The organism is Paraburkholderia sp. SARCC-3016, assembly GCF_031119615.1.
Lineage (GTDB): Bacteria > Pseudomonadota > Gammaproteobacteria > Burkholderiales > Burkholderiaceae > Paraburkholderia.
The window spans coordinates 13172-34723 of the sequence record NZ_JAVHZD010000052.1 but is presented as its reverse complement, the minus strand read 5'-3'; the positions used below and the strand labels follow the sequence as shown (position 1 = coordinate 34723).

General features: G+C 64.1%; 21 protein-coding genes and 1 pseudogene. 16 read left to right on the top strand and 6 right to left on the bottom strand.

Annotated elements, in window-relative coordinates; genetic code table 11:
- Positions 1 to 62 precede the first annotated feature (62 nt).
- From QYH69_RS33600 to QYH69_RS33590, 3 genes and pseudogenes are all read right to left on the bottom strand, one after another.
- A pseudogene (locus QYH69_RS33600) lies at positions 63 to 317 on the bottom strand (ABC transporter permease); the annotation flags it as partial.
- Positions 298 to 1785: a sugar ABC transporter ATP-binding protein gene (locus QYH69_RS33595; RefSeq protein ID WP_308835976.1), complete on the bottom strand. Its 1488-nt coding sequence runs from the start codon at positions 1783 to 1785 to the stop codon at positions 298 to 300. The gene QYH69_RS33595 and the pseudogene QYH69_RS33600, both read right to left, overlap by 20 nt.
- Before the next feature lie 25 nt (positions 1786 to 1810).
- The gene (locus QYH69_RS33590) at positions 1811 to 2842 is read right to left on the bottom strand and encodes a LacI family DNA-binding transcriptional regulator (protein WP_308835980.1); all 1032 of its coding nucleotides are present in this window, start codon (positions 2840 to 2842) and stop codon (positions 1811 to 1813) included.
- A gap of 354 nt (positions 2843 to 3196) precedes the next feature.
- Between QYH69_RS33590 and QYH69_RS33585 the strand changes: the two genes are divergently transcribed.
- The 3 genes from QYH69_RS33585 to QYH69_RS33575 all read left to right on the top strand — a co-directional run bounded on the left by QYH69_RS33585 (position 3197) and on the right by QYH69_RS33575 (position 4945).
- Entirely contained in the window at positions 3197 to 3850 is a 654-nt protein-coding gene (locus QYH69_RS33585; RefSeq protein WP_075156494.1) for a protein-L-isoaspartate O-methyltransferase, read from the top strand.
- Between the two features lie 59 nt (positions 3851 to 3909).
- Positions 3910 to 4233 (top strand): rhodanese-like domain-containing protein, encoded by a 324-nt coding sequence (locus QYH69_RS33580; RefSeq protein ID WP_308835975.1) that lies wholly within the window; start codon positions 3910 to 3912, stop codon positions 4231 to 4233.
- A 244-nt stretch (positions 4234 to 4477) separates the two neighbouring features.
- Positions 4478 to 4945: a DUF2844 domain-containing protein gene (locus tag QYH69_RS33575; protein ID WP_308835974.1), complete on the top strand. Its 468-nt coding sequence runs from the start codon at positions 4478 to 4480 to the stop codon at positions 4943 to 4945.
- A gap of 25 nt (positions 4946 to 4970) precedes the next feature.
- On the opposite strand, the gene QYH69_RS33570 is transcribed toward QYH69_RS33575, so the two are convergent.
- A complete protein-coding gene (locus QYH69_RS33570) occupies positions 4971 to 5501 on the bottom strand; it encodes a hypothetical protein (RefSeq protein ID WP_308835981.1) in 531 nt (176 codons plus the stop codon).
- Here QYH69_RS33570 and QYH69_RS33565 point away from each other — a divergent pair.
- Positions 5485 to 6588 (top strand): DUF3443 family protein, encoded by a 1104-nt coding sequence (locus tag QYH69_RS33565; RefSeq protein ID WP_308835979.1) that lies wholly within the window; start codon positions 5485 to 5487, stop codon positions 6586 to 6588. The genes QYH69_RS33570 and QYH69_RS33565 overlap by 17 nt on opposite strands.
- Positions 6589 to 6704: 116 nt before the next feature.
- Here the strand turns inward: QYH69_RS33565 and QYH69_RS33560 are convergent, their stop codons facing one another.
- Positions 6705 to 8033, bottom strand: coding sequence for an aspartate aminotransferase family protein (locus QYH69_RS33560; protein ID WP_075156492.1), 1329 nt, complete (start codon positions 8031 to 8033; stop codon positions 6705 to 6707).
- 551 nt (positions 8034 to 8584) lie between these two features.
- Here QYH69_RS33560 and urtA point away from each other — a divergent pair.
- The 12 genes from urtA (at position 8585) to ureG (ending at position 20076) form a co-directional block, all read left to right on the top strand.
- Entirely contained in the window at positions 8585 to 9883 is a 1299-nt protein-coding gene (gene urtA, locus QYH69_RS33555; RefSeq protein ID WP_308835973.1) for an urea ABC transporter substrate-binding protein, read from the top strand.
- 254 nt (positions 9884 to 10137) lie between these two features.
- Positions 10138 to 11715, top strand: coding sequence for an urea ABC transporter permease subunit UrtB (gene urtB / locus QYH69_RS33550; RefSeq protein WP_308835978.1), 1578 nt, complete (start codon positions 10138 to 10140; stop codon positions 11713 to 11715).
- Positions 11716 to 11719: 4 nt separating this feature from the next.
- A complete protein-coding gene (urtC, locus tag QYH69_RS33545; protein ID WP_308835972.1) occupies positions 11720 to 12925 on the top strand; it encodes an urea ABC transporter permease subunit UrtC in 1206 nt (401 codons plus the stop codon).
- A gap of 9 nt (positions 12926 to 12934) precedes the next feature.
- Positions 12935 to 13783, top strand: coding sequence for an urea ABC transporter ATP-binding protein UrtD (gene urtD / locus QYH69_RS33540; protein ID WP_308835971.1), 849 nt, complete (start codon positions 12935 to 12937; stop codon positions 13781 to 13783).
- A 17-nt stretch (positions 13784 to 13800) separates the two neighbouring features.
- On the top strand, positions 13801 to 14493 hold the full coding sequence (urtE, locus tag QYH69_RS33535) for an urea ABC transporter ATP-binding subunit UrtE (protein WP_308835970.1): 693 nt from the start codon (positions 13801 to 13803) through the stop codon (positions 14491 to 14493).
- A 32-nt stretch (positions 14494 to 14525) separates the two neighbouring features.
- Positions 14526 to 15434, top strand: coding sequence for an urease accessory protein UreD (locus tag QYH69_RS33530; RefSeq protein ID WP_308835969.1), 909 nt, complete (start codon positions 14526 to 14528; stop codon positions 15432 to 15434).
- Between the two features lie 182 nt (positions 15435 to 15616).
- Positions 15617 to 15919: an urease subunit gamma gene (gene ureA / locus QYH69_RS33525; protein ID WP_308835968.1), complete on the top strand. Its 303-nt coding sequence runs from the start codon at positions 15617 to 15619 to the stop codon at positions 15917 to 15919.
- Positions 15920 to 15938: 19 nt separating this feature from the next.
- The gene (locus tag QYH69_RS33520) at positions 15939 to 16292 is read left to right on the top strand and encodes an urease subunit beta (RefSeq protein WP_308835967.1); all 354 of its coding nucleotides are present in this window, start codon (positions 15939 to 15941) and stop codon (positions 16290 to 16292) included.
- A gap of 49 nt (positions 16293 to 16341) precedes the next feature.
- On the top strand, positions 16342 to 18048 hold the full coding sequence (gene ureC, locus QYH69_RS33515; RefSeq protein WP_308835966.1) for an urease subunit alpha: 1707 nt from the start codon (positions 16342 to 16344) through the stop codon (positions 18046 to 18048).
- Positions 18049 to 18062: 14 nt separating this feature from the next.
- Positions 18063 to 18746, top strand: coding sequence for an urease accessory protein UreE (ureE, locus tag QYH69_RS33510; protein WP_308835965.1), 684 nt, complete (start codon positions 18063 to 18065; stop codon positions 18744 to 18746).
- On the top strand, positions 18733 to 19413 hold the full coding sequence (locus tag QYH69_RS33505; RefSeq protein ID WP_308835964.1) for an urease accessory UreF family protein: 681 nt from the start codon (positions 18733 to 18735) through the stop codon (positions 19411 to 19413). The genes ureE and QYH69_RS33505 overlap by 14 nt, the downstream gene beginning before the upstream one ends.
- A gap of 27 nt (positions 19414 to 19440) precedes the next feature.
- The gene (ureG, locus tag QYH69_RS33500; RefSeq protein WP_075156480.1) at positions 19441 to 20076 is read left to right on the top strand and encodes an urease accessory protein UreG; all 636 of its coding nucleotides are present in this window, start codon (positions 19441 to 19443) and stop codon (positions 20074 to 20076) included.
- A 263-nt stretch (positions 20077 to 20339) separates the two neighbouring features.
- Here ureG and QYH69_RS33495 read toward each other — a convergent pair whose 3' ends face one another.
- Positions 20340 to 20900: a hypothetical protein gene (locus QYH69_RS33495; RefSeq protein WP_308835963.1), complete on the bottom strand. Its 561-nt coding sequence runs from the start codon at positions 20898 to 20900 to the stop codon at positions 20340 to 20342.
- Between the last annotated feature and the right edge of the window lie 652 nt (positions 20901 to 21552).

Here is a 21552-nt window from a genome sequence, read left to right as displayed (position 1 = left end):
GTAGCCATGTCGTTCTGTGAGCCAAGGAGTTGGTAGAATGTTTTGTCTTCCTAAGACCGCTTGGCCTCCGACTTGACCGACAGATCGATGCCGCCGGAAATAATCACGAAGGTCATGCCGACTGCGATGATGCCGATAAACGACGTGCGCGTGAGCACGTTCATCATGTTGTCGACGGTCGCGAAGTCGCGGTTCAGCAGCGTGCCCGCGATGCACAGCACGATCAGGCCCGCGAGCGGGCCGAAGCCGTACAGCACGTGCACGACGCGCATGGCGCGCGGCGTCGGCGCGGAAGTGTCAGTGGGTGCCGGTCGCATGAGCGATCAACTCCTCTTCAGTCAGATGGTCGAGGCCGAGCGTCGCTTGCAGCTTGCCCGCACGCATCACGGCGACGCGATGGCAAAGGCCGATCAGTTCGATCAGTTCGGACGAGATCACGATCACCGCGCGCCCTTCCGAGGCGAGCCGGTGAATCAGGAAATAGATGTCGCGCTTTGCGCCGATATCGACGCCGCGCGTCGGTTCGTCGAGCACGATCACATCGGGGTTCGGCTGCAGGAATTTCGCGAGCGCGAGCTTCTGCTGATTGCCGCCCGACAGCATGCGCGCGCGGCTATCGAGGTCGCCGGTGCGAATGCCGAATTCGCGCACCGCTTCGGTCAGCGCGGCGCGGCCCGCTTTGACGTCGAGCAGCGGATGCGTGTAGCGTTCGAGCGTCATCAGCGTCAGGTTGTCCTGCAGGCGCAGGTCCACATGCAGGCCCTTGCCCTTGCGGTCTTCGCTCAGATACGTGAGGCCGTGGCGCATCGCGTCGCGCGGGCTCTTCAGGTCCGCGCGGCGGCCGGCGATCTCGATGCGCCCCGCGCTGCGCTTGCGCAGTCCGATGATTGCCTCGAACGCTTCGGTGCGGCCCGCGCCGACGAGCCCCGCAAAGCCGAGCACTTCGCCCGCATGCACCTCGAAGCTCAGGCTCTCGACCCAATCGGGCACGCTCAAGCCTTCGACGCGCAGCGCCACGCGCGCATCGGCCGCGACCGGCGTCTTGTCGGGGAACATATCGGACAGCTCGCGGCCGACCATCAGATTCGCCATCTGCTGCCGCGCAAGCGCCGCCGTGTCGCTGCGCGCGACGAAGCGGCCATCGCGCATCACGATTACTTCATCGGTGATGCGCTCGACTTCGTCGAGCTTGTGCGAGATATAGACGATCGTCACGCCATCCGCCTTCAGCTTCGCCATCAGCGCGAACAGGCGCTCGGTTTCGGATGGCGTGAGCGTGGCGGTCGGCTCGTCCATGATCAGCAGACGCGCGCGCCGCGACAACGCCTTCGCGATCTCGACCATCTGCTTTTCGGCGACGATCAGATCGCGGACCTTCGTGTCCGGATGCTTCGTCAAGCCGACTTGCGCGAGGTAGCGCTTCGCGTCGGCGCGCATCGCAGCGTCGTCGAGCAACAGGCCGCGGCGCTTCTCGTGACCGAGATACATGTTCTGCGCGATCGTCAGATGCTCGGAGAGATTGAACTCCTGGTGAATCAGCACGATGCCCGCCGTTTCCGCCGCGCGCGAGCTGTCGAACTGCTGCGGCGCGCCGTCGACGAGCACCGCGCCCGAGCTCGCGCGCTCGTAGCCGGCGAGAATTTTCATCAGCGTCGACTTGCCCGCGCCGTTCTCGCCGAGCAGCCCGTAGATGCGCCCCGGCGCAAGCTCGAAACTCACGCCGTGCAGCACGCGCACCGGGCCGAAGTCTTTGCGGATGTCGTCGAAGCGGACGGCGAGACTCATCGCGATGGCGCTCCCCGGTTGCGCATCATGTGCTGCCGCGCACGACGAGCCGATGCGGCAGCAACACGCCCGGCACCGTCGCGCCGCGATTGGCGAGGCGCTTGAGCAGGAGCTGCGCAGCCGTTTCGCCGAGTTCGCGCATCGGCTGCGAGATCGTCGTCAGCGGCGGGTCGATTTGCGCGGCGAGCGAAATATCGTCGAAGCCGACCACGGCGACGTCGTGCGGCACGCGCTTGCCGACGCTGCGCAAGCCGTTGATCACGCCGATCGCGAGCGTGTCCGAGATCGCGAAGATCGCGGTCGGCGCATCGGGTTGCGCCATCAGCATCGCAGCCGCGGAGGCGCCCGCCTCGTAATCGAGGCTATTCAGATCCATGCGCCAGCGCGGGTCCGGCACGAGGCCCGCGTTGTGCATCGCGTCCATATAGCCGCGCTCGCGCTGTTGCGCATACAGGTAGCCGTCGCCCGAGTTGATGAAAGCGATGCGCCTGTGGCCGCGCGACAGCAGATGCAGCACCGCGTCGCCGGCCGCGCGGTAGTTGTCGATGCCGACATAGGGCACGCCGACGTCGGCATCGAATTCGCAGCACGCGACCCACGGCAGCGTGGTCATTTCTTCGGACAGCGCCTGCTGCGCGGCGGCGGGATCGAGGCAGATCGCGCCATCCGCGCGGCGCCGCCGCAGCATGTCGAAGTAGCTGCGCTCGCGGCCCAGGTCCGCGCCCGTATCGCACAACAGCATGAAATAGCCATGCTGGCGCGCGACGCTGTCGATGCCGCGCACGATCTCCGCGTAAAACGGATTGCCGAAGTTCGGCACCATCGTCAACAATAAGCGGCTTTCCGCGGTGCGCAGGTTGCGCGCGAGTTCGTTGACGCGATAGCCGCTCTGATCGATCGCCGCGAGCACGCGCTCGCGCGTCTCGGCGCGTACGTTCGAATGGCCGTTCAGCACGCGCGACACGGTTGCAACCGACACGCCCGCCTGCTCGGCGACGTCGTCGATCGAGATGTCCTTCGCCACGCTGAACGTCTCGCGCACTCGGGCCGCGGACAGCGACGCGGCCTTCGGCTTCTGCCTGTGCGCGGATGCCGGCCCGGCGGGCGAGCTCGATGGCGATCCGTCGTCGGGATCGCCGGGGTCGAGCGGATTATGCGGGCCGTGCGGCAGCGGTCTTGACACGAAATGGCCTCCTCGCGATGTAATCGATTACATTCTATCCATATATTCTTGTTCGGGTACCGCGAAACCGCAAGGACGACGGTGTAGGGATTTATACCGACCCGGTTTGGTACAATCGCGACGTTCTCCCGCAGCGGACTCCCGTGTCCGTGCACTGCCGACGGTGCGTCCGGGCCGGCCGAGTCCGGTGCGCTGGCATTCCAACCACATACGCAGAACGAACCCATCATGAATATCGAGCAAGCGCGCTTCAACATGATCGAACAGCAGATTCGCCCCTGGGAAGTGCTCGACCAGGACGTGTTGAATCTGCTGTCGATCGTGAAGCGTGAGAACTTCGTCCCCGCCGCGTACCGCGAACTGGCTTTCGCCGATCTGGAACTTCCGCTGCCCGCGGGCCAGCACATGCTGGCGCCGCGCGTCGAAGCGCGCGTGCTGCAGGAACTGTCCGTCAAGAAGCACGAGAGCGTGCTCGAAATCGGCGCCGGCTCCGGCTATATGGCCGCGCTGCTCGCGCACCGCAGCCAGCACGTCCTGACCGTCGACATCGAGCCGGAACTGGCCGAGCTCGCGAAAGCGAATCTCGCCGCGAACGGCGTGCTCAACGCCGAAGTCGCGACCGGCGACGCCGCACGCGGCTGGCCGTCGGCGGCGCCGTACGACGTGATCTGCGTGTCGGGCGGCCTGCCCGTGCTGCCGCAGGAGATGCTCGAACAGCTGAAGGTCGGCGGACGCCTCGCGGCTTTTGTCGGCTCGCTGCCGGTCATGAAGGCTCAAATCATCACGCGCGTCGACGAAAAGCAGTTCCGCGTCGCCGACGTGTTCGAGACCTACGTCGAGCCGCTCGCGAACGCGGTGCACCCGCCGCGCTTCAGGTTCTAAACGGCGGCCGCTCGCCGATCCGTCCGTACCACGTGTAGTCGAACCCACAGGATTCACCGATGCAAAACCTGTCTGCCCCCGCTCTTGCCGAATGGCTCGCCGACTCATCGCGCACCGCGCCCGTGGTGCTCGACGTGCGCGAACCGTGGGAAATCGAAACGGCAAAGATCGCCGGCAGCGTGTCGATTCCGATGCGCGAGATTCCGGCGCGCAGCGAGGAACTCGACGACGAAGCGCCCGTCGTCTGTGTCTGCCATCACGGCGCGCGCAGCGCGCAGGTGGCGATGTTCCTCGAATCGCGCGGCCATACGAAGGTGTTCAATCTGCAAGGCGGCATCGACGCGTGGTCGCGGCAGGTGGATCCGTCGGTTCCGACCTATTGAGCTTGCGGATTCGTGGATGTGAGAAGCGCCGGCCGTTGGCCGGCGCTTTTTTTGCTCTCGCATTTCTCTCTGCGCATTTCTCTCTTCGCGCTTGCCGCTGCGCCTGCGCATTCCCGCGATGCACTCGCCTGTCTTCCTCGCGCTTCAACTAATGCCTTTTCCGCGCATCGATTCTGAAATTTCGTAAGCCATCCTGATGTGTTCGTCTGGCACCATGCTTCGACCTTTTTCAGGAGCATGACCTGTGAGCCGATGTTCATCGATCGCGGCCGGCGCATTCGCCGCGCTGCTGTGGTTCCCCACCGCGTCGCATGCGACGTTGGGCGGCAAGCCGAGCCAGACCGTCTCGAACGCAACCGGCAAGCCGCTCTTGCGCGGCGCCGCGCAAGCGGCTGCTTCGAATCCGTCCTGGACGCTGCATAGCACGAGTACCGCCGACGGTGTCACGGTGCACGAATACGCGTCGCTCGACGGCATCGTATTCGCGGTGACGTGGAGCGGGCCCGTGCGCCCCGATATGACCGCACTGCTCGGCAGCTACTTCCCGAACGTCGCATCGGCCGCCCGGCGCGAACCGCGCGGCACGGGTCCGCTCGTCGAGCGCAGCGGGGATTTGCAGATCGAGTCGATCGGACATCAAGGACGGTTCATCGGCAAGGCGTGGCTGCCGCGGCTCGTGCCGGCGCGCGTCGATATGGGCGATCTGGAGTGAGGGCAATCATGTTCGAGACGAGGAACTACGCGACGATGGGCGGATCGCGCTTGGGCAAGGCGCTGTGCGCGGCGACGCTTGCGGCGGCGTTATCCGCCTGCGGCGGCGAGGACAGCACGGCGCTGGATTCGCAGTCGTGGCTCGGCAAGGCGGTCGAGCCGTCGAAAAGCCCGACCGTTGCCAATACAACCAGTGGCGGGAAAGCGAACGGGGCTACTGGCGGCAGTGGTGTGCCGAGGGGGAATGGGGCTTCCGGGGGTGCAGTGGTTGACGGTGATTCTTCCAGCGGTGGTTCTTCCAGCGGTGGTTCTTCCAGCGGCGGCTCTTCCAGCGGTGGTTCTTCCAACGGTGGCTCTTCCAGCGGTGGCTCTTCTAGTGGAAGCTCTTCCGGCGGCGGCTCTTCCGGCGGTGACTCTTCCAGCGGTGACTCTTCCAGCGGTGACTCTTCCAGCGGTGACTCTTCCGGCGGTGGCTCTTCCGGCGATGGTCCTTCTGGCGATAGCTCTTCCAGCGACGACACCCCCACCGCCCCGCCGAACATCGCATCGATCACCATCGACAACGCACTCGGCGCAACCGTAAACCAGCCCTACGTCACGGTGAAACTGTGCCCACCGAACGCGCCGACCGGCGCCGCCTGCTCCACCGTCGACCACATGCTGCTCGACACCGGCTCGATCGGCGTGCGCGTGTTCGCGAGCGCGCTCGGCTCGTCGCAGGCTTCGCGGCTGCCGCAACAAACGGGCGCATCGAACGACACGGGCGGCAACTCGCCGCTCGCGCAATGCGCGCTGTTCGGCTCCGGCTACCTATGGGGCGCGCTGCGTCGCGCGGACGTGACGATCGGCGGTATGACCGCGCGCGACATTCCCGTGCAGATCGTCGGCGATGATGCCTACGAATCGACGCCGGCCGACTGCGTGTCACGCGGCGTCGCGGACCTGGGCACGGTCGACGCGCTCGGCGCAAAGGGCGTCGTCGGCATCGGCCACCGCGCGCGCGATTTCCCGCAGGCCGCGCAGACCGCGCTCGCCGCGACCTACTATTACTGTGCCAGCGCCACGTCGTGCACGGCCGCTCGCGTACCGCTCGAGCAGCAGACCATGAATCCGGTCGCCGCATTCGCCACCGACAACAACGGCACGATCATCCGCCTGCCCGCGCTGCCGCCCGACGGACAGGCAAGCGCAGCCGGCGAGCTGATTTTCGGCGTCGGTACGCGATCGAACAACGCATTGCCCGCCAACCCGACCGTCCTCGCCGTCAGCGACCAAGGGACACTGACGACGATGTACGCGAGCCGCTCGGTACCGGCCATCGTCGACAGCGGCACGAATGGGTTGATGTTCCGCGACACGTCGATCCCGACCGGCGTCAACAACTGGTTCGCGCCGCAGAACACGCTGAGCCTTAGCGCGACGATGATGTCGACCGTCGGCCTGCAAGCGACGGTGCCGTTCTCGATCGCCGATGCCGAGCGGCTCTTCGAATCGCACTACGCCGCGTATGACAGTCTCGGCGCGCTATCGCTGTCGTCGAACATGTTCGTGTGGGGCTTGCCTTTCTATTACGGGCGCAGTGTCTATACAGTATTGAGCGGCACTCAGGCAGGCGACAGAACCGGGCCGTTCGTCGCATTCTGAAGCCGCCAAGCCTCCAGGCCCCAAAACCCCAAAACAGAACGCGGCGGCGCGGACCGTGCGGCACGCCATGCCGCCGCGGCCCGCGCCGCCGCTTTCGCCGCACCGCCCGATCTTCTTCAGTCGACTTCGTTCAATGCCTCGCCGACCGTTTTGAAGATCTCCGCAAGCTGTTCCTCGTCGGCAATGAACGGCGGCGAAAACTCGAGGATGTCGCCGGCCGGACGCACGAGCACGCCCTTCTGGAAACAGCGCACGAAGGTTTCGTAGCCGCGCGCGCCCGGCGCGCCATCGCGCGGCGCGAGTTCGACGCCGCCGATCAGCCCGAGGTTGCGGATGTCGATCACATGCCGCGAGCCGCGCAGCGAATGAATCGCGGCCTCGAACACGGGCGCGAGCTTCGCGGACCGCGCGAACAGCTGCTCGCGTTCATACAGATCGATCGTGGCGCATGCAGCGGCCGTGGCAATCGGGTGCCCCGAGTACGTGTACCCGTGAAACAGCTCGATGCCCGCGGGCGCGCTGTTGACGATCGCATCGTGAATCCGCGTGCTCGCGGCGACCGCGCCCAACGGCGCCGCGGCATTGTTGGTGCCCTTCGCCATCGTCAACAGGTCCGGCGTGACCTTGAAGTACTGCGCGGCGAACGGCGTGCCGAGGCGGCCCCAACCCGTGATCACTTCATCGAAAATCAGCAGGATGCCGTGCTTGTCGCAGATCTCGCGCAAACGCTCGAGATAGCCTTGCGGCGGCACCAGCACGCCGGTCGACCCGGCCACGGGCTCGACGATGACGGCGGCGATCGTCGATGCATCGTGCAGCGTGACGAGACGCTCGAGTTCATCGGCCAGATGCGCGCCCCACTTCGGCTGCCCTTTCGAAAACGCCGCTTCCTTGATGTTCAGCGTATGCGGCAGGTAGTCGACCGCCGGCAGCATCGCGCCCGAATACGCCTTGCGGTTGGCCGGAACGCCGCCCACCGACGTGCCGCCGAAGTTCACGCCGTGATAGCCGCGCTCGCGGCTGATAAAACGCGTGCGTTGCCCTTCGCCGCGCGCGCGATGGTAAGCAAGCGCGATCTTGAGCGCCGTATCGACGGCCTCCGATCCGGAGTTGCCGAAGAAGATGTGCTTGAGGTCGCCGGGCGTGTGCTTCGCGATCTTCGTCGCCGCTTCGAAGGCTTTCGGGTGGCCCATCTGGAAGGTCGGCGCGAAGTCCATCTCGGCCGCCTGCTCCTGCACCGCCGCGACGATCTCGTCGCGGCAATGGCCCGCGTTCACGCACCATAGCCCTGCCGTGCCGTCGAGGATGCGCCGTCCGTCATGCGACGTGTAGTACATCCCCTTCGCTTTCGAAAGCAGCCGCGGCGCGCTCTTGTACTGCCGGTTCGCGGTGAACGGCATCCAGAACGCGGACAGGTCGAGCATGTTGGCAGCGCGGTCATTCATCTTGCGTCTCCAGGTCTTCAGTGGGTTGGTTAATGGCAATTCGGCGATTCGGTGATTCGGTGATTCGGTGGCGATTCGTTGGCGATTCGTCGGCAATGGTTGGGATCGGTGGTCGATCGCAATGTCCGGTCGCAGTCTTTCAGTGTATGCAGCCGCGCGCCTGTGCACAACCAGTGCGCAACCTCACGGCAGCCGCGCACCGAACGTGCGCACCCGCTTCGCGCGCCGTGCGCACGTCATCGCGCATGCGCTTCGTTGCGGCGCGGCACGCACCGCAACGAGGCGCACCGCGCACTCATGCACCGCTTTAGCCCTTGCTACGCATGGAAAGCTTGCGCGGCCGGCCGAGCGCAATCCGCCTCGCAGCGCGCATGTTAGCCGCTCCGTGCTGCTTTGCAATGATTGGCATGTGCCTTGCAGTAATGAACGCGGCCAGTCATGCACTACGCAACCATCTGCCGGTCCGCACTTCGACCGGCCGCCGCAATACCCGCGCGGCGCGAGCCGCAACAACTAACAACACACTCAACATCAAAGGCAAGGGGTAGCACATGAAACGTCGCAGTCTTCTGAAGCTCGGTTCGATGTCGGGCGCGCTCGCGCTCGCGGGCAAGGTGCCGTTCGCCAACGCGCAGTCGAACAGCGGGCCGATCAAGGTCGGCATTCTGCACTCGCTGTCCGGGACGATGGCGATTTCGGAGACGTCGCTCAAGGACACCGCGTTGATGACGATCTCCGACATCAACAAGAACGGCGGCGTGATGGGCCGGCAAATCCAGCCCGTGGTCGTCGACCCGGCGTCGAACTGGCCGCTGTTCGCCGAAAAGGCCCGCCAGTTGCTGACCCAGGACAAGGTGGCCTGCGTATTCGGATGCTGGACATCGGTGTCGCGCAAGTCCGTGCTGCCCGTGTTCGAGGAACTGAACGGGCTGCTCTACTACCCGGTGCAGTACGAAGGCGAAGAGATGTCGCGCAACGTGTTCTATACGGGCGCGGCGCCGAACCAGCAGGCGATTCCGGCGGTCGAGTACCTGATGAGCAGCGAAGGCGGCGGCGCCAAGCGTTTCTTCCTGCTCGGCACCGACTACGTCTACCCGCGCACGACGAACAAGATCCTGCGCGCGTTCCTGCATTCGAAGGGTGTGCAGGATGCCGACATCCAGGAGGTCTACACGCCGTTCGGCCACAGCGACTATCAGACGATCGTCGCGAACATCAAGACGTTCTCGCAAGGCGGCAAGACCACGGTCGTCTCGACCATCAACGGCGATTCGAACGTGCCGTTCTACAAGGAGCTCGGCAACCAGGGCATCAAGGCGACCGACGTCCCCGTCGTCGCGTTCTCGGTCGGCGAGGAAGAGTTGCGCGGCATCGACACGAAGCCGCTCGTCGGGCACCTGGCCGCGTGGAATTACTTCATGTCGGTGAAAGGACCGAACAACACGGCGTTCAAGGAAGAGTTCGCCTCGTATGTGAAGACGCAAAGCCTGCCGGGCGGTTCGAAGCGCGTGACGAACGACCCGATGGAAGCGACTTTCGTCGGCATCCATATGTGGAAGCAGGCCGTCGAGAAAGCGAAGAGCACCGACGTCGACAAGGTGCGCGTCGCGATGATCGGCCAGAAGTTCGCGGCGCCGTCGGGCTTCACGCTCGAGATGGACGGCAACCACCATCTGCACAAGCCCGTGATGATCGGTGAAATTCGCGGCGACGGGCAGTTCAACGTGGTCTGGAAGACGAAGACCGCGATTCGCGCGCAGCCGTGGAGCCCGTATATCGCCGGCAACGAGCACAAGCCCGACGTGGTCAGTTCGATTCCGTCGTTCCTGCGGCGCTCGCGCGCGGCGTAAGCAGGCGACGCGCTCGAGCGCGTCGAACGCTTCGCCTCGGGCCCGGATTCGAACGCAATCAGTCGACTGTCGACCGTCGATCGAAGCCGGGCTCGATCTGTAGCAAGCGGCATTGGACGCATCATCCGATGCCGCCGACATGCATGCCGGTTTTCTCTTCAAAGGCCATCATGGCGTTCTTCTTCTCCAGACTCGTGCGGCGCAAAGCCAGCGCCTCGCGCTTTTACTCCGCTGTTGCCGCGTGCGCGTTGTATATGGCGCTGGCCGCCCCGCAGCATGCGTTCGCATTGACGACGGCCGACGTCGCACCGCTCGCCGCCGACGACTTCGACGCGAAGTCCGCCGCGATCGACAAGCTGATCGCGATGCACGACGCGCCATCGCTTGCGCTATTGAAAGCGCTCTCCGAGGACAACGCACTCGCGACCGACTCCGGCGAAGTGCTGATTCAATCGGCCGACGGCGGCGACCACGCCACCGATGCCGTAACCGGTAAAACAGTCGCAGCAGGCGACGCACAACCGGTCACGCTGAATAACCTGTTGCGCTCGAAAGTCGCGGGCGCGCTCTCGGGCCTGCAGCTCGCCTCGCCGGACCTCGAAACGCGGCGCGCCGCGATCGGCGAGTTGCTGAAAAGCCCCGACATCGCGATGAAGCCGATGATCGACGCGGCACGCGCAAAGGAAACCGACCCGGCCTTGAAACGCCGCCTCGACGTGCTGTGGGCCATGACCGCGCTGCACGACCCGGACGCCGCGAAGCGGCTCGAAGCCGTGCAACTCGTCGCCGCGCGGCACGATCTCGAGATGAACGAACTGCTGCGCCCGATCGTCGCGAAGAAGCCCGACGGCAGCTTCGCGGAGTCCGATGCACGCGTGCGCGCGGCCGCACAGCAAGGCATCGAGGCGCTCGACGCGATCCAGCGCCGCAGCGAAATCGTGGGCACCGTGTTCGCCGGCCTGTCGCTCGGCAGCGTGCTGCTGCTCGCGGCGCTCGGCCTTGCGATCACCTATGGCCTGATCGGCGTGATCAATATGGCGCACGGCGAATTCCTGATGATCGGCGCGTACGCCACCTATGTCGTGCAGAACCTGATGCAACGCTACACGCCCGGCGCATTCGACTGGTATCCGCTGTTCGCGATTCCTGCCTCGTTCGTCGCGGCGGCGCTGGTCGGCATCGTGCTCGAACGGCTCGTGCTCAAGCACCTGTACGGCCGCCCGCTCGAAACGCTGCTCACGACCTTCGGCGTCAGCCTGATCCTGATCCAGGCCACGCGCATGATCTTCGGCGCGCAGAACGTGCAAGTGGTGAACCCGTCGTGGATGAGCGGCGGCGTCACCGTGATGCAGAACCTGATCCTGCCGTACAACCGGCTCGCGATTCTCGCGTTTTCGCTGATCGTGGTCGGCATCGCGTGGGCCGTGCTGACGAAAACGCGTCTCGGCCTGTTCGTGCGCGCCGTCACGCAGAACCGCCGCATGGCCGCGTGCGTCGGCGTCAAGACCGCCCTCGTCGACTCGTATGCGTTCGCGTTCGGCGCCGGCATCGCGGGCCTCGGCGGCTGCGCGCTCTCGCAGATCGGCAACGTCGGACCGGACCTCGGCCAGAGCTACATCATCGATTCGTTTATGGCGGTCGTCCTGGGCGGCGTCGGCCAGATCGCCGGCACGGTACTCGGCGGCTTCGGGCTCGGCCTCGTCAGCAAGGCCATCGAGCCGTTCTGGGGCGCGGTGCTCGCGAAGATCGCGGTGCTCGTGCTGATCGTGCTGTTTATCCAGAAGCGTCCGCAGGGCATGTTCGCCCTGAAGGGCCGCAGCGCGGAGGCGTAACGACATGACTTCCGCCACGACTTCCTCACCCGCCGCCGTCGATCCGCGCGCCGCGGCGAACGGCACGGCAGGCGACGCCAACCCGGCCGACCTGTCCGGCTTCGCGCTCGGTTTGCCGCCGCGCCCCGCGCTGCTGTCGCGCCGCGCATGGCAGGCGCTCATCGCACTGATTATCGTGATCGGCCTCGGCGTGCCGTTTTCCGCACTCGTGCTGCCGCAAACGAGCGCGTTCCATCTGTCGGCCTACGCGATGACGATCGCCGGCAAGTTCATGTGCTACGCGATCGCCGCGCTCGCGCTCGATCTCGTCTGGGGCTATTGCGGCATTCTGAGCCTTGGACACGGGCTGTTCTTCGCGCTCGGCGGCTACGCGATCGGCATGTATCTGATGCGCGCGATCGGCCACGACGGCAAATACGGCAGCGACCTGCCCGATTTCATGGTGTTTCTCGACTGGCATCAGCTGCCGTGGTACTGGCAAGGCACGCAGCATCTCGCCTACGCGTTGCTGCTCGTCGTGCTCGTGCCGGCCGTGGTCGCGTGGGTGTTCGGCTTCTTCACATTCCGCTCGCGCGTGAAAGGCGTGTACCTGTCGATCATCACGCAGGCAATGACGTTTGCCGCCATGCTGCTGTTCTACCGCAATGAAACCGGCTTTGGCGGGAACAACGGTTTCACCGACTTCAAGCGCATCGCCGGCTTTCCGATCACGCATCCGGGCACGCGCACCGTGCTGTTCCTGATGACGTTCGCCGTGCTCGTGGTGACGTTCATCGGTGCGCGCGCCGTCGTCACGTCGAAGCTCGGCCGCGTGGTCACCGCGGTGCGCGACGGCGAGACGCGGCTGATGTTCCTCGGCTACAGCCCGCTCGCGTACAAGCTTTTCGTCTGGACCGTGTCCGCGGTGCTGTGCGGCATCGCGGGCGCGCTGTACGTGCCGCAGGTCGGCATCATCAATCCGGGCGAAATGTCGCCGGGCAATTCGATCGAGATGGCGATCTGGGTCGCGGTCGGCGGACGCGGCACGTTGATCGGCCCGATTATCGGCGCGTTTGCGGTGAACGGCGCGAAGAGCTTCTTTACGGCGCACTTCGCCGAATACTGGCTGTTCTTTCTCGGCGCGATTTTCGTGCTCGTGCCGCTGTTTCTGCCGAACGGCATCATGGGGCTGATCGAGATGCTGACGACGCGCAAGAAGAACCGCCTCTAAGGACCGCACATGAGCCACTACGTTTACGAAGCCGACGCGATCGACGAGCGCGCCTATAGCGGCGTTGCCGGCATGGGCCATGCCGTGACGCCCGGCGAGATCGACATCTCGCACGGCACGATTCTGTATCTCGAAGACGTGACGGTGAGCTTCGACGGCTTTCGCGCGTTGAACGCGCTGTCGCTGTCGATCGACGCGGGCGAACTGCGCTGCATCATCGGCCCGAACGGCGCCGGTAAAACCACGATGATGGACGTGATTACCGGCAAGACCGAACCGAACTCGGGCAAAGTGTTCCTCGGCCAGACGATCGACCTCACGCGCATGAACGAGCCCGAGATCGCGCGCGTCGGCATCGGCCGCAAGTTCCAGAAGCCCACCGTGTTCGAGCAGCACCCGGTCTGGGAAAACCTCGAGCTCGCGATGAAAACCGACAAGGGCTGGTTCGCCTCGCTGCGCGCCCGGCTCGATCGCGCGGCGCAGGCGCGCATCGAGGAAACGCTTGCGCTGCTCCGCCTCGAAGGCGAAGCGCGGCGGCCCGCCGGCGAACTGTCGCACGGGCAGAAGCAGCGGCTCGAAATCGGCATGCTGCTAATGCAACAGCCGGCGCTGCTGCTGCTCGACGAACCGGCGGCCGGCATGACCGACGACGAGACGATGCAGCTTGCCGATTTGCTCAACCATCTGCGCGGCACGTGTTCGATGATGGTCGTCGAGCACGATATGGAATTCGTCGCCGCGCTCGCCGGCGATGCAGGCATGGTCACCGTGATGGCCGAAGGCAGCGTGCTCGCGCACGGCACGCTCGATACCGTGAAAAACGACCCGAAGGTGATCGAGTCGTATCTCGGACGCTGAATACGGAGCCCCCATACATGCTCGAAGTCACGAATCTTAACCAGTACTACGGCGGCAGCCATATTCTGCGCAACGTGAAGCTCGACGTGCCCGACGGCAAGCTGACCGTGCTGCTGGGCCGCAATGGCGTCGGCAAGACCACGCTGCTGCGCTGCCTGATGGGCGTCGTGCCGACGAAAAACGGCTCGATCGCATGGCGCGGCACGCCGCTCACGAAATTGCCGCCGCACGCGCGGGTCGCGCAAGGACTCGCGTACGTGCCGCAGGGCCGCGACATTTTTCCGCGGCTGACCGTCGAGGAGAATCTGCTCGTCGGCGCGGCGAGCCGTAAGGCGCCCAAGCGCATTCCCGAGCGCATCTACGAGCTTTTTCCGGTCCTGAAGGACATGCGCGCGCGCCGCGGCGGCGATCTGTCGGGCGGCCAGCAGCAACAGCTCGCAATCGGACGCGCGCTGATGAGCGAGCCGCAACTGCTGATTCTCGATGAGCCGACAGAAGGTATCCAGCCGTCGATCATTCAGGACATCGGGCGCACGTTGCGGCAGCTCGTCGAAGAAATGGGGCTCACCGTGCTGCTCGTCGAGCAGTATTACGACTTCGCGAAAGCGATTGCGGACCGCTATTGGGTGATGAGCCGCGGCGAGATCATCGCGGGCGGAGACGGCGCGAATATGGATGCGGACGGCGTACGCGCGTTGATTGCCGTTTGAGATGCACCAACCTGACGTGATACGCTCGCCGCATGTCGCTGCACGAAAACCACGCGGCCCTCGCCGCCGCCGATCCCACCTCGCATGCGCACTGGCGCGCGCGGCTCGAACTCGGCTTCGAAAAGCATCGCGACGTGCGAACCACGCTCGCGCACCGGCTCCATGAAGGTCCGTTGCGCGTGCAACGGCCGCTCTATCCCGAAGGCGACGCAATCTGTCATGCGGTGATCGTGCATCCGCCCGGCGGTATCGCGGGCGGCGACGCGCTCGACATCGATATCGCGCTCGCGGCCGACACGCACGCGGTCCTCACCACGCCCGGCGCAACGAAGTGGTACAAGTCGAACGGCCGCACTGCGCGGCAACGGATCGGCATTCGTGTCGGGCCGCGCGCGAAGCTCGACTGGCTGCCGCAAAACAATATCGTGTTCGACAACGCGCATGCGTCGCTCGATTTCACGCTGTCGCTGGCCGAAGGCGCGAGCGCAATCGGCTGGGATGCCGCGCAACTGGGCCGGCAGGCGGCGGGCGAGCGTTGGAGCGCGGGGCATTTGCGTTCGGTCGCGCGGATCGTCGGGCCCGATGGTCAAGCGCTGTGGTTCGAACGCGCACTGATCGCGGCCGATGCCGCGTTGCGCGACGCGCCGCAAGGGCTCGCCGGCTTTCCGGCGTTCGGTACGCTATGGGCCGTCGGCGCCGCGTGCGACGAGACGCTTGCCGAAGCGCTGACCGCCAAACTGCCGTTCGACGCGACGCTGCGCGCGGGTGCGTCGTGCGTGCGCTGCGAAACAGGCCCGCTTGCGGGCTCCGGCGTACTGCTGGTTCGCGTGGTGGCCCGCTCGATGGAGCCGCTACAGCGCGCGCTGACGCAATGCTGGATTGACCTGCGACCGGTCGTGCATCGCGTCGAAGCAGCACCGCTGCGGTTGTGGTCGACGTGAGCGCGGCCTCGCGTTTCGCACCACAACGGGGCGCGCGTCCGCGCCATCGCGGTGCATCGCTAGCGCTTTCTGTCGGCAACGCACCTATGCACCACGATGGCATAGCCCTTGCTCATAACCGCTCGCGCTGAAAGACGACGCCACCGCCTGCCTTCAACTGATCCGCACTACAACAACCTTCGATGAAGCTGACACCACGCGAGCGAGACAAACTACTGATCTTCACCGCGGCGCTGCTTGCCGAACGTCGCCGCGCACGCGGCCTCAAGCTCAACTATCCGGAAGCCGTCGCGTACATCACCGCGGCACTGATGGAAGGCGCGCGCGACGGCCGCACCGTTGCCGAAGTCATGCATTACGGCACGACGCTGCTGACGCGCGACGACGTGATGGAAGGCGTGCCCGAGATGATTCCCGACATCCAGGTCGAAGCGACCTTCCCGGACGGCACGAAGCTCGTGACGGTCCACCACCCTATTCCGTGAAGTTGCGAAGGAGCGCGCGATGATTCCCGGCGAACTGATCACCGACGACGGCGAGCACGAGCTCAATGCCGGCCGCACCACCATCACGCTGACCGTAGCGAACACCGGCGACCGGCCGGTGCAGGTCGGCTCGCATTACCACTTCCATGAAGCAAACGCATCGCTCGCGTTCGATCGCGCGGCCGCGCGCGGCTTCCGGCTCAATATCGCGGCGAGCACCGCCGTGCGTTTCGAGCCGGGCCAGGAACGCACGGTCGAACTCGTCGAACTGGCGGGCGAGCGCATCGTGTACGGCTTCAACGGCAAGGTAATGGGCAAGCTCGACCAGCCAATCGAAGTCCCGGCGTCGAGCACGACCAACGTCGACGCCTGACGCGTCGACCCGCACAGGGTTCAGCACCGCATCCTTTCGGATTCCAGACATGACATTACGCATTGGCCGCCGCGCCTACGCCGAGATGTACGGCCCCACGACGGGCGACCGTGTTCGACTCGCCGACACCGATCTCGTGATCGAAGTCGAACGCGACTTCACCGTTTATGGCGAAGAAGTGAAATTCGGCGGCGGCAAGGTGATTCGCGACGGCATGGGCCAGTCGCAGCGTCTCGCGGCCGACGTGGTCGATACGGTGATCACGAACGCGGTGATACTCGACCACTGGGGCATCGTGAAGGCCGACATCGGTCTCAAGGACGGCCGCATCGCGGCGATCGGCAAGGCCGGCAATCCCGATATCCAGCCGGGCGTGACGATCCCGTTGGGCGCCGCGACCGAAGTGATCGCGGGCGAAGGCATGATCGTCACCGCGGGCGGCATCGATACGCATATCCACTTCATCAGCCCGCAGCAGATCGACGAAGCGCTCGCGAGCGGCGTGACGACGATGCTCGGCGGCGGCACGGGCCCAGCCACCGGCACGAACGCGACGACCGTGACGCCGGGTCCATGGCATATGGAGCGCATGCTGCAGGCCGCCGACGGTTATCCGATGAACCTCGGCTTTCTCGGCAAGGGCAACGTGAGTCAGCCGGCGCCGGCGCTCGAGCAGATCGCCGCGGGCGCGATCGGCCTCAAGCTGCACGAGGATTGGGGCACGACACCGGCCGCGATCGACAACGCGCTCTGCGTAGCGGACGACACGGACACGCAGGTTGCGATCCACACCGATACGCTGAACGAAGCGGGCTTCGTCGAAGCAACGGTCGCCGCGTTCAAGGGCCGCACGATCCACACGTATCACACCGAAGGCGCGGGCGGCGGCCACGCGCCCGACATCATCAAGGTGTGCGGCGAGGCGAACGTGCTGCCGTCGTCGACGAATCCGACGCGGCCGTACACGGTCAATACGCTCGACGAGCATCTCGACATGCTGATGGTGTGCCATCACCTCGATCCGTCGATTGCCGAAGACATCGCGTTTGCCGAATCGCGGATCCGCCGCGAGACGATCGCTGCCGAAGATATCCTGCACGATCTCGGCGCGCTGTCGATGCTGTCGTCGGATTCGCAGGCCATGGGACGCGTCGGCGAAGTGATCATCCGCACGTGGCAGACCGCGCACAAGATGAAGGCGCAGCGCGGCGCGCTGCCCGAAGACAACGCACGCAACGACAATTTCCGCGCAAAGCGGTATGTCGCGAAGTACACGCTCAATCCGGCGCTTACGCATGGCATCGCCCATGAGGTCGGCTCGATCGAGCCCGGCAAATGGGCCGATCTCGTGCTGTGGGAACCGGCATTTTTCGGCATCAAGCCGTCGCTGATCCTGAAAGGCGGGATGATCGCGCTCGCGCAGATGGGCGATCCGAATGCGTCGATTCCAACACCGCAGCCCGTTCACTATCGGGAGATGTTTGCGACGCGCGGCGGTGCGTTGGGCCGTACGTCTTTGACATTCGTGTCGCAATTGGCGGCCGAGGCCGGTGTCGCGGAACGCTATGGGCTGTCGAAGCGCATCGTCGCGGTGAAAGGCTGTCGCAGCGTGACGAAGGCCGACATGATTCACAATGCGTGGCAGCCCGCTATCAGCGTCGATCCGGAGACGTATCAGGTGATCGCGAACGGCGAGCTGCTGACCTGCGAGCCCGCGAAGGTGCTGCCGATGGCGCAGCGGTATTTTCTTTTCTGACGCTTTTGACGTGTATGAGAACGATCGACAAACGCCTCGATGCGCATGTGAAGATCGCACGCGTGCTGGTTACGCGCGCGCCCGGTTTGACCCTGCCGTTCGAAGCGCGTTGCAAGAGCCGTCTTGCTGCAACACTCGACACCGGTGAAGAAGTCGCGCTTGTGCTGCCGCGTGGCACGGTGCTGCGCGACGGCGATGTGCTCGTTGCCGACGACGGCGGCCTCGTGCGCGTATCCGCGGCGGCGGAAGCCGTGCTGCTCGTGCGCGCGCCCGACGTGCTGACGCTGACGCGCGCCGCTTACCACCTCGGTAACCGGCATACGCCGGTTGAAGTGGGCATCGATTATCTGAAGCTCGAATACGATGCGGTGCTCGCGGACATGTTGACGCGACTCGGCGCGTCGGCCAAACAGGCGTCGCTGCCGTTTCAGCCGGAAACCGGCGCTTATGGCGGCGGACATCGGCATGGGCACGACGAGACGTTTGCCGAGGACTATGCGGTCGCGCAGAAGGTGTTCGACGAGCATCATGGGCATGCGCATTCGCATGAACACGCGCATGACCATGGACACTCGCATGACCATGGGCACGCGCATTCGCACTCGCACTCGCACTCGCACTCGCATGATGACGGCCACGATCATGACCATTGCGACGCGTCGTGCTCGCACGGCCACCATCATCATGCGCATCGCTGAACTCACTGCGCTGCTGCATCTCGCGTCGCCGGCGTTGCCGATCGGCGCGTTCAGTTATTCGCAGGGGCTCGAAGCGGCCATCGAGGCGCAGTTGGTCACCGATGCCGACAGCGCGCGCGACTGGATCGCAAGCGGGCTCATGAACGTGCTCGCGACGGGCGAATTGCCGTTTCTCGCGCATCAGCTCGAACGCTGGCGTGTACATGACGCTGCAGCGCTCGCCGCGGCCAACAGCGAATTTCTCGCCAGCCGCGAGTCGCTGGAACTACGGCGCGAAACCGAGCAAATGGGCTGGTCGCTGCGGCAGCTTTGCGCTTCGCTCGAATGGGGCGACGCCGCGCGGCGCGCCACACTCGACGCGATGACGCCGATCGCACAGCCGAGTGCGTTCGCATTCGCGGCACTCGCACACGATGCTGCCACCGATGCGGCGCTAGCCGCCTATGCATTCGGTTGGGTGGAAAACCAGGCAGCGGCGGCGCTGAAAGCGGTGCCGCTCGGCCAGCTCGCCGGACAACGGATTATCGTCGCGCTGCGCAGCGCAATCGACGCTGCGGTGACACGCGCGCTAGCGACGTCGCCCGACGACATCAACACGTTCGCGCCGCAGCTCGGCATTCTGTCGGCGCGCCACGAGTCGCAGTATTCGCGGCTCTTCCGCTCATAGCTATTCGCTCAGAAGGTTTGGAACACCATGAACGCACGCACTCCACGCACGAAGAAACTGCCGCCGCTGCGCGTCGGTGTCGGCGGCCCGGTCGGCTCGGGCAAGACGACCCTGCTCGAAATGCTCTGCAAGGCGATGCGTGACCGCTACGACCTCGTCGCGATTACCAACGACATTTATACGAAGGAAGACCAGCGGCTGCTGACGGTCGCGGGCGCGTTGCCTGCGGAGCGGATCATGGGCGTCGAGACGGGCGGCTGCCCGCACACGGCGATTCGCGAGGATGCGTCGATCAATCTCGAAGCGGTCGACCGGATGCTGACGCGGTTTCCCGACGCGGATATCGTGTTTATCGAGTCGGGCGGCGACAATCTGGCGGCGACGTTCAGTCCCGAGCTTTCCGATCTGACGATTTACGTGATCGATGTCGCAGGCGGGGAGAAGATTCCGCGTAAGGGCGGCCCGGGTATTACGAAGTCGGATCTGCTGGTAATCAACAAGACCGACCTCGCGCCGCTGGTAGGCGCGAATCTCGATGTGATGGCTTCCGATGCGAAGAAGATGCGCGGCGAGCGGCCGTTTGTGATGTGCAATCTGAAGGCGCTCGATGGGCTTGATCAGGTGATTTCGTTTATTGAGAAGAAGGGGTTGCTGGTGGTTTAGGTGGTCGGCTGGGAGCGGTGACTTCCCCATGTCTTGAATCTTCAGGGCCGCGAGCACCGCTAGCGCCTGTTTCGGCGCGGTGAAGTATTTTCGCGAATGTTCTCCTATTGCCTGGGAGCGGAAGCTGATGCACCTGCCGAGTTAGATTCAACCGAAGGCGACGCGTCGACAAATTCTATCGACTGCAAAATTGCTCTGACGATATGGCGGAATTCAGCATCAATCGGGGATCCAGCAATGGTATCGACAGTCCCCTGTCCTCGCTAAGCGGAATGGTTTGATCGGCGACGCGCCCGGAAGATTCGCCAGCATTTCATAATCGTCGTATACACGACGATCGTCACGACAAGATCCACAAACAGCGTCACTGAGAGCGTGAAATCCTCGAAATCTTCTAGATTGTGGATACCGAGATTGTGTGCGGCGGCCAACCACAAATCTGTGTACTCGTCCGTGGTCGGCGTTCGAATGAACCTCACTGTTGCCAGGAACAGACCGGCGAATAGCAACGATTTGGCGATGGGCACGATCGATGGCTCGCTTGCCAGGACTTCCAGGCGTTTCGCAACCACCAAATAAACAATGACGGTGACGACAAGGTCGATCAGCAACGTCACCGACACCCAGGAATGTCTAGCATCGCGAGTGCCGAGCGCCACAGAAAAAGCGGACCACCACCGCAGGTGCTCTTCCGTCATCGGAAACGGATAAGTACTGACGAACAGTACCGCCAACAGGAACAGACCAAGAAACAGTAGCGCTTTTATAAAATAATTAGCTAATCGTGACGAATTGTTCGACGCCTCGTCTGTAGATTCTTCCAAAGCTTGAGAACTCCCAGGTAAACGAAAAGGCTAACAATAAGATCCGCAAGCGTTGTTACCGATAGGCAGAAACCTTCAACATCATCGATACCGAATTTCTCCGAAAAGACGAACCACCATTCGACCTGATCATTCGGCATCGGCAGCGGGTAGGTATGGACATATCTGATCGACGGTAAGAATAAGCTGACGAACAGCAGACCTTTAACGACTTTCCGAACAAGTATCACCATGCGTTATCACCTCAATCCGACCGAATGCCAGCAGGCGCGAATTACCCGCCGGAACAGGAACTGTATGCAGTAACGCTCGCCGTACATTCTGAAAATGGGAATAATTTTGCAATGTGATACTTTTTAAAAACAGGCACGCATATTGACACAAGAGAGGCAAAAGCAATGTTTCGAGGCAATTGAATTGACGAATCTTTTCAAATTCCTACACAGAGTATTTTTATCTGATCGCTTTCCGGGCAAGACATCGGATTCATTGAGACGACTCCGTAGAAATCCACATGCGACATGCGGCTCTATAAGAAGACCAAAGACCTTCAGATCGACGCTAGGGGCCCACATCCTGTATGCCGCGAATCCAGGCCCGCCCCGCCCCACGGGTCCCCCCAACGCCGATGCTAAAATCCCCAAAACCATGA

Excerpts from the sequence above, each read along its gene's own strand:
- ureC (WP_308835966.1), top strand. The coding sequence starts at position 16,342 with ATGACATTACGCATTGGCCGCCGCGCCTACGCCGAGATGTACGGCCCC.
- ureA (WP_308835968.1), top strand. The coding sequence starts at position 15,617 with ATGAAGCTGACACCACGCGAGCGAGACAAACTACTGATCTTCACCGCG.
- ureG (WP_075156480.1), top strand. The coding sequence starts at position 19,441 with ATGAACGCACGCACTCCACGCACGAAGAAACTGCCGCCGCTGCGCGTC.
- QYH69_RS33520 (WP_308835967.1), top strand. The coding sequence starts at position 15,939 with ATGATTCCCGGCGAACTGATCACCGACGACGGCGAGCACGAGCTCAAT.
- urtE (WP_308835970.1), top strand. The coding sequence starts at position 13,801 with ATGCTCGAAGTCACGAATCTTAACCAGTACTACGGCGGCAGCCATATT.
- urtA (WP_308835973.1), top strand. The coding sequence starts at position 8,585 with ATGAAACGTCGCAGTCTTCTGAAGCTCGGTTCGATGTCGGGCGCGCTC.
- QYH69_RS33580 (WP_308835975.1), top strand. The coding sequence starts at position 3,910 with ATGCAAAACCTGTCTGCCCCCGCTCTTGCCGAATGGCTCGCCGACTCA.
- urtB (WP_308835978.1), top strand. The coding sequence starts at position 10,138 with ATGGCGCTGGCCGCCCCGCAGCATGCGTTCGCATTGACGACGGCCGAC.
- QYH69_RS33585 (WP_075156494.1), top strand. The coding sequence starts at position 3,197 with ATGAATATCGAGCAAGCGCGCTTCAACATGATCGAACAGCAGATTCGC.
- ureE (WP_308835965.1), top strand. The coding sequence starts at position 18,063 with ATGAGAACGATCGACAAACGCCTCGATGCGCATGTGAAGATCGCACGC.
- QYH69_RS33560 (WP_075156492.1), bottom strand. The coding sequence starts at position 8,033 with ATGAATGACCGCGCTGCCAACATGCTCGACCTGTCCGCGTTCTGGATG.
- urtC (WP_308835972.1), top strand. The coding sequence starts at position 11,720 with ATGACTTCCGCCACGACTTCCTCACCCGCCGCCGTCGATCCGCGCGCC.
- QYH69_RS33530 (WP_308835969.1), top strand. The coding sequence starts at position 14,526 with ATGTCGCTGCACGAAAACCACGCGGCCCTCGCCGCCGCCGATCCCACC.
- urtD (WP_308835971.1), top strand. The coding sequence starts at position 12,935 with ATGAGCCACTACGTTTACGAAGCCGACGCGATCGACGAGCGCGCCTAT.
- QYH69_RS33595 (WP_308835976.1), bottom strand. The coding sequence starts at position 1,785 with ATGAGTCTCGCCGTCCGCTTCGACGACATCCGCAAAGACTTCGGCCCG.
- QYH69_RS33570 (WP_308835981.1), bottom strand. The coding sequence starts at position 5,501 with ATGGTGATCGATGCGATGTTCGGCGGGGCGGTGGGGGTGTCGTCGCTG.
- QYH69_RS33505 (WP_308835964.1), top strand. The coding sequence starts at position 18,733 with ATGCGCATCGCTGAACTCACTGCGCTGCTGCATCTCGCGTCGCCGGCG.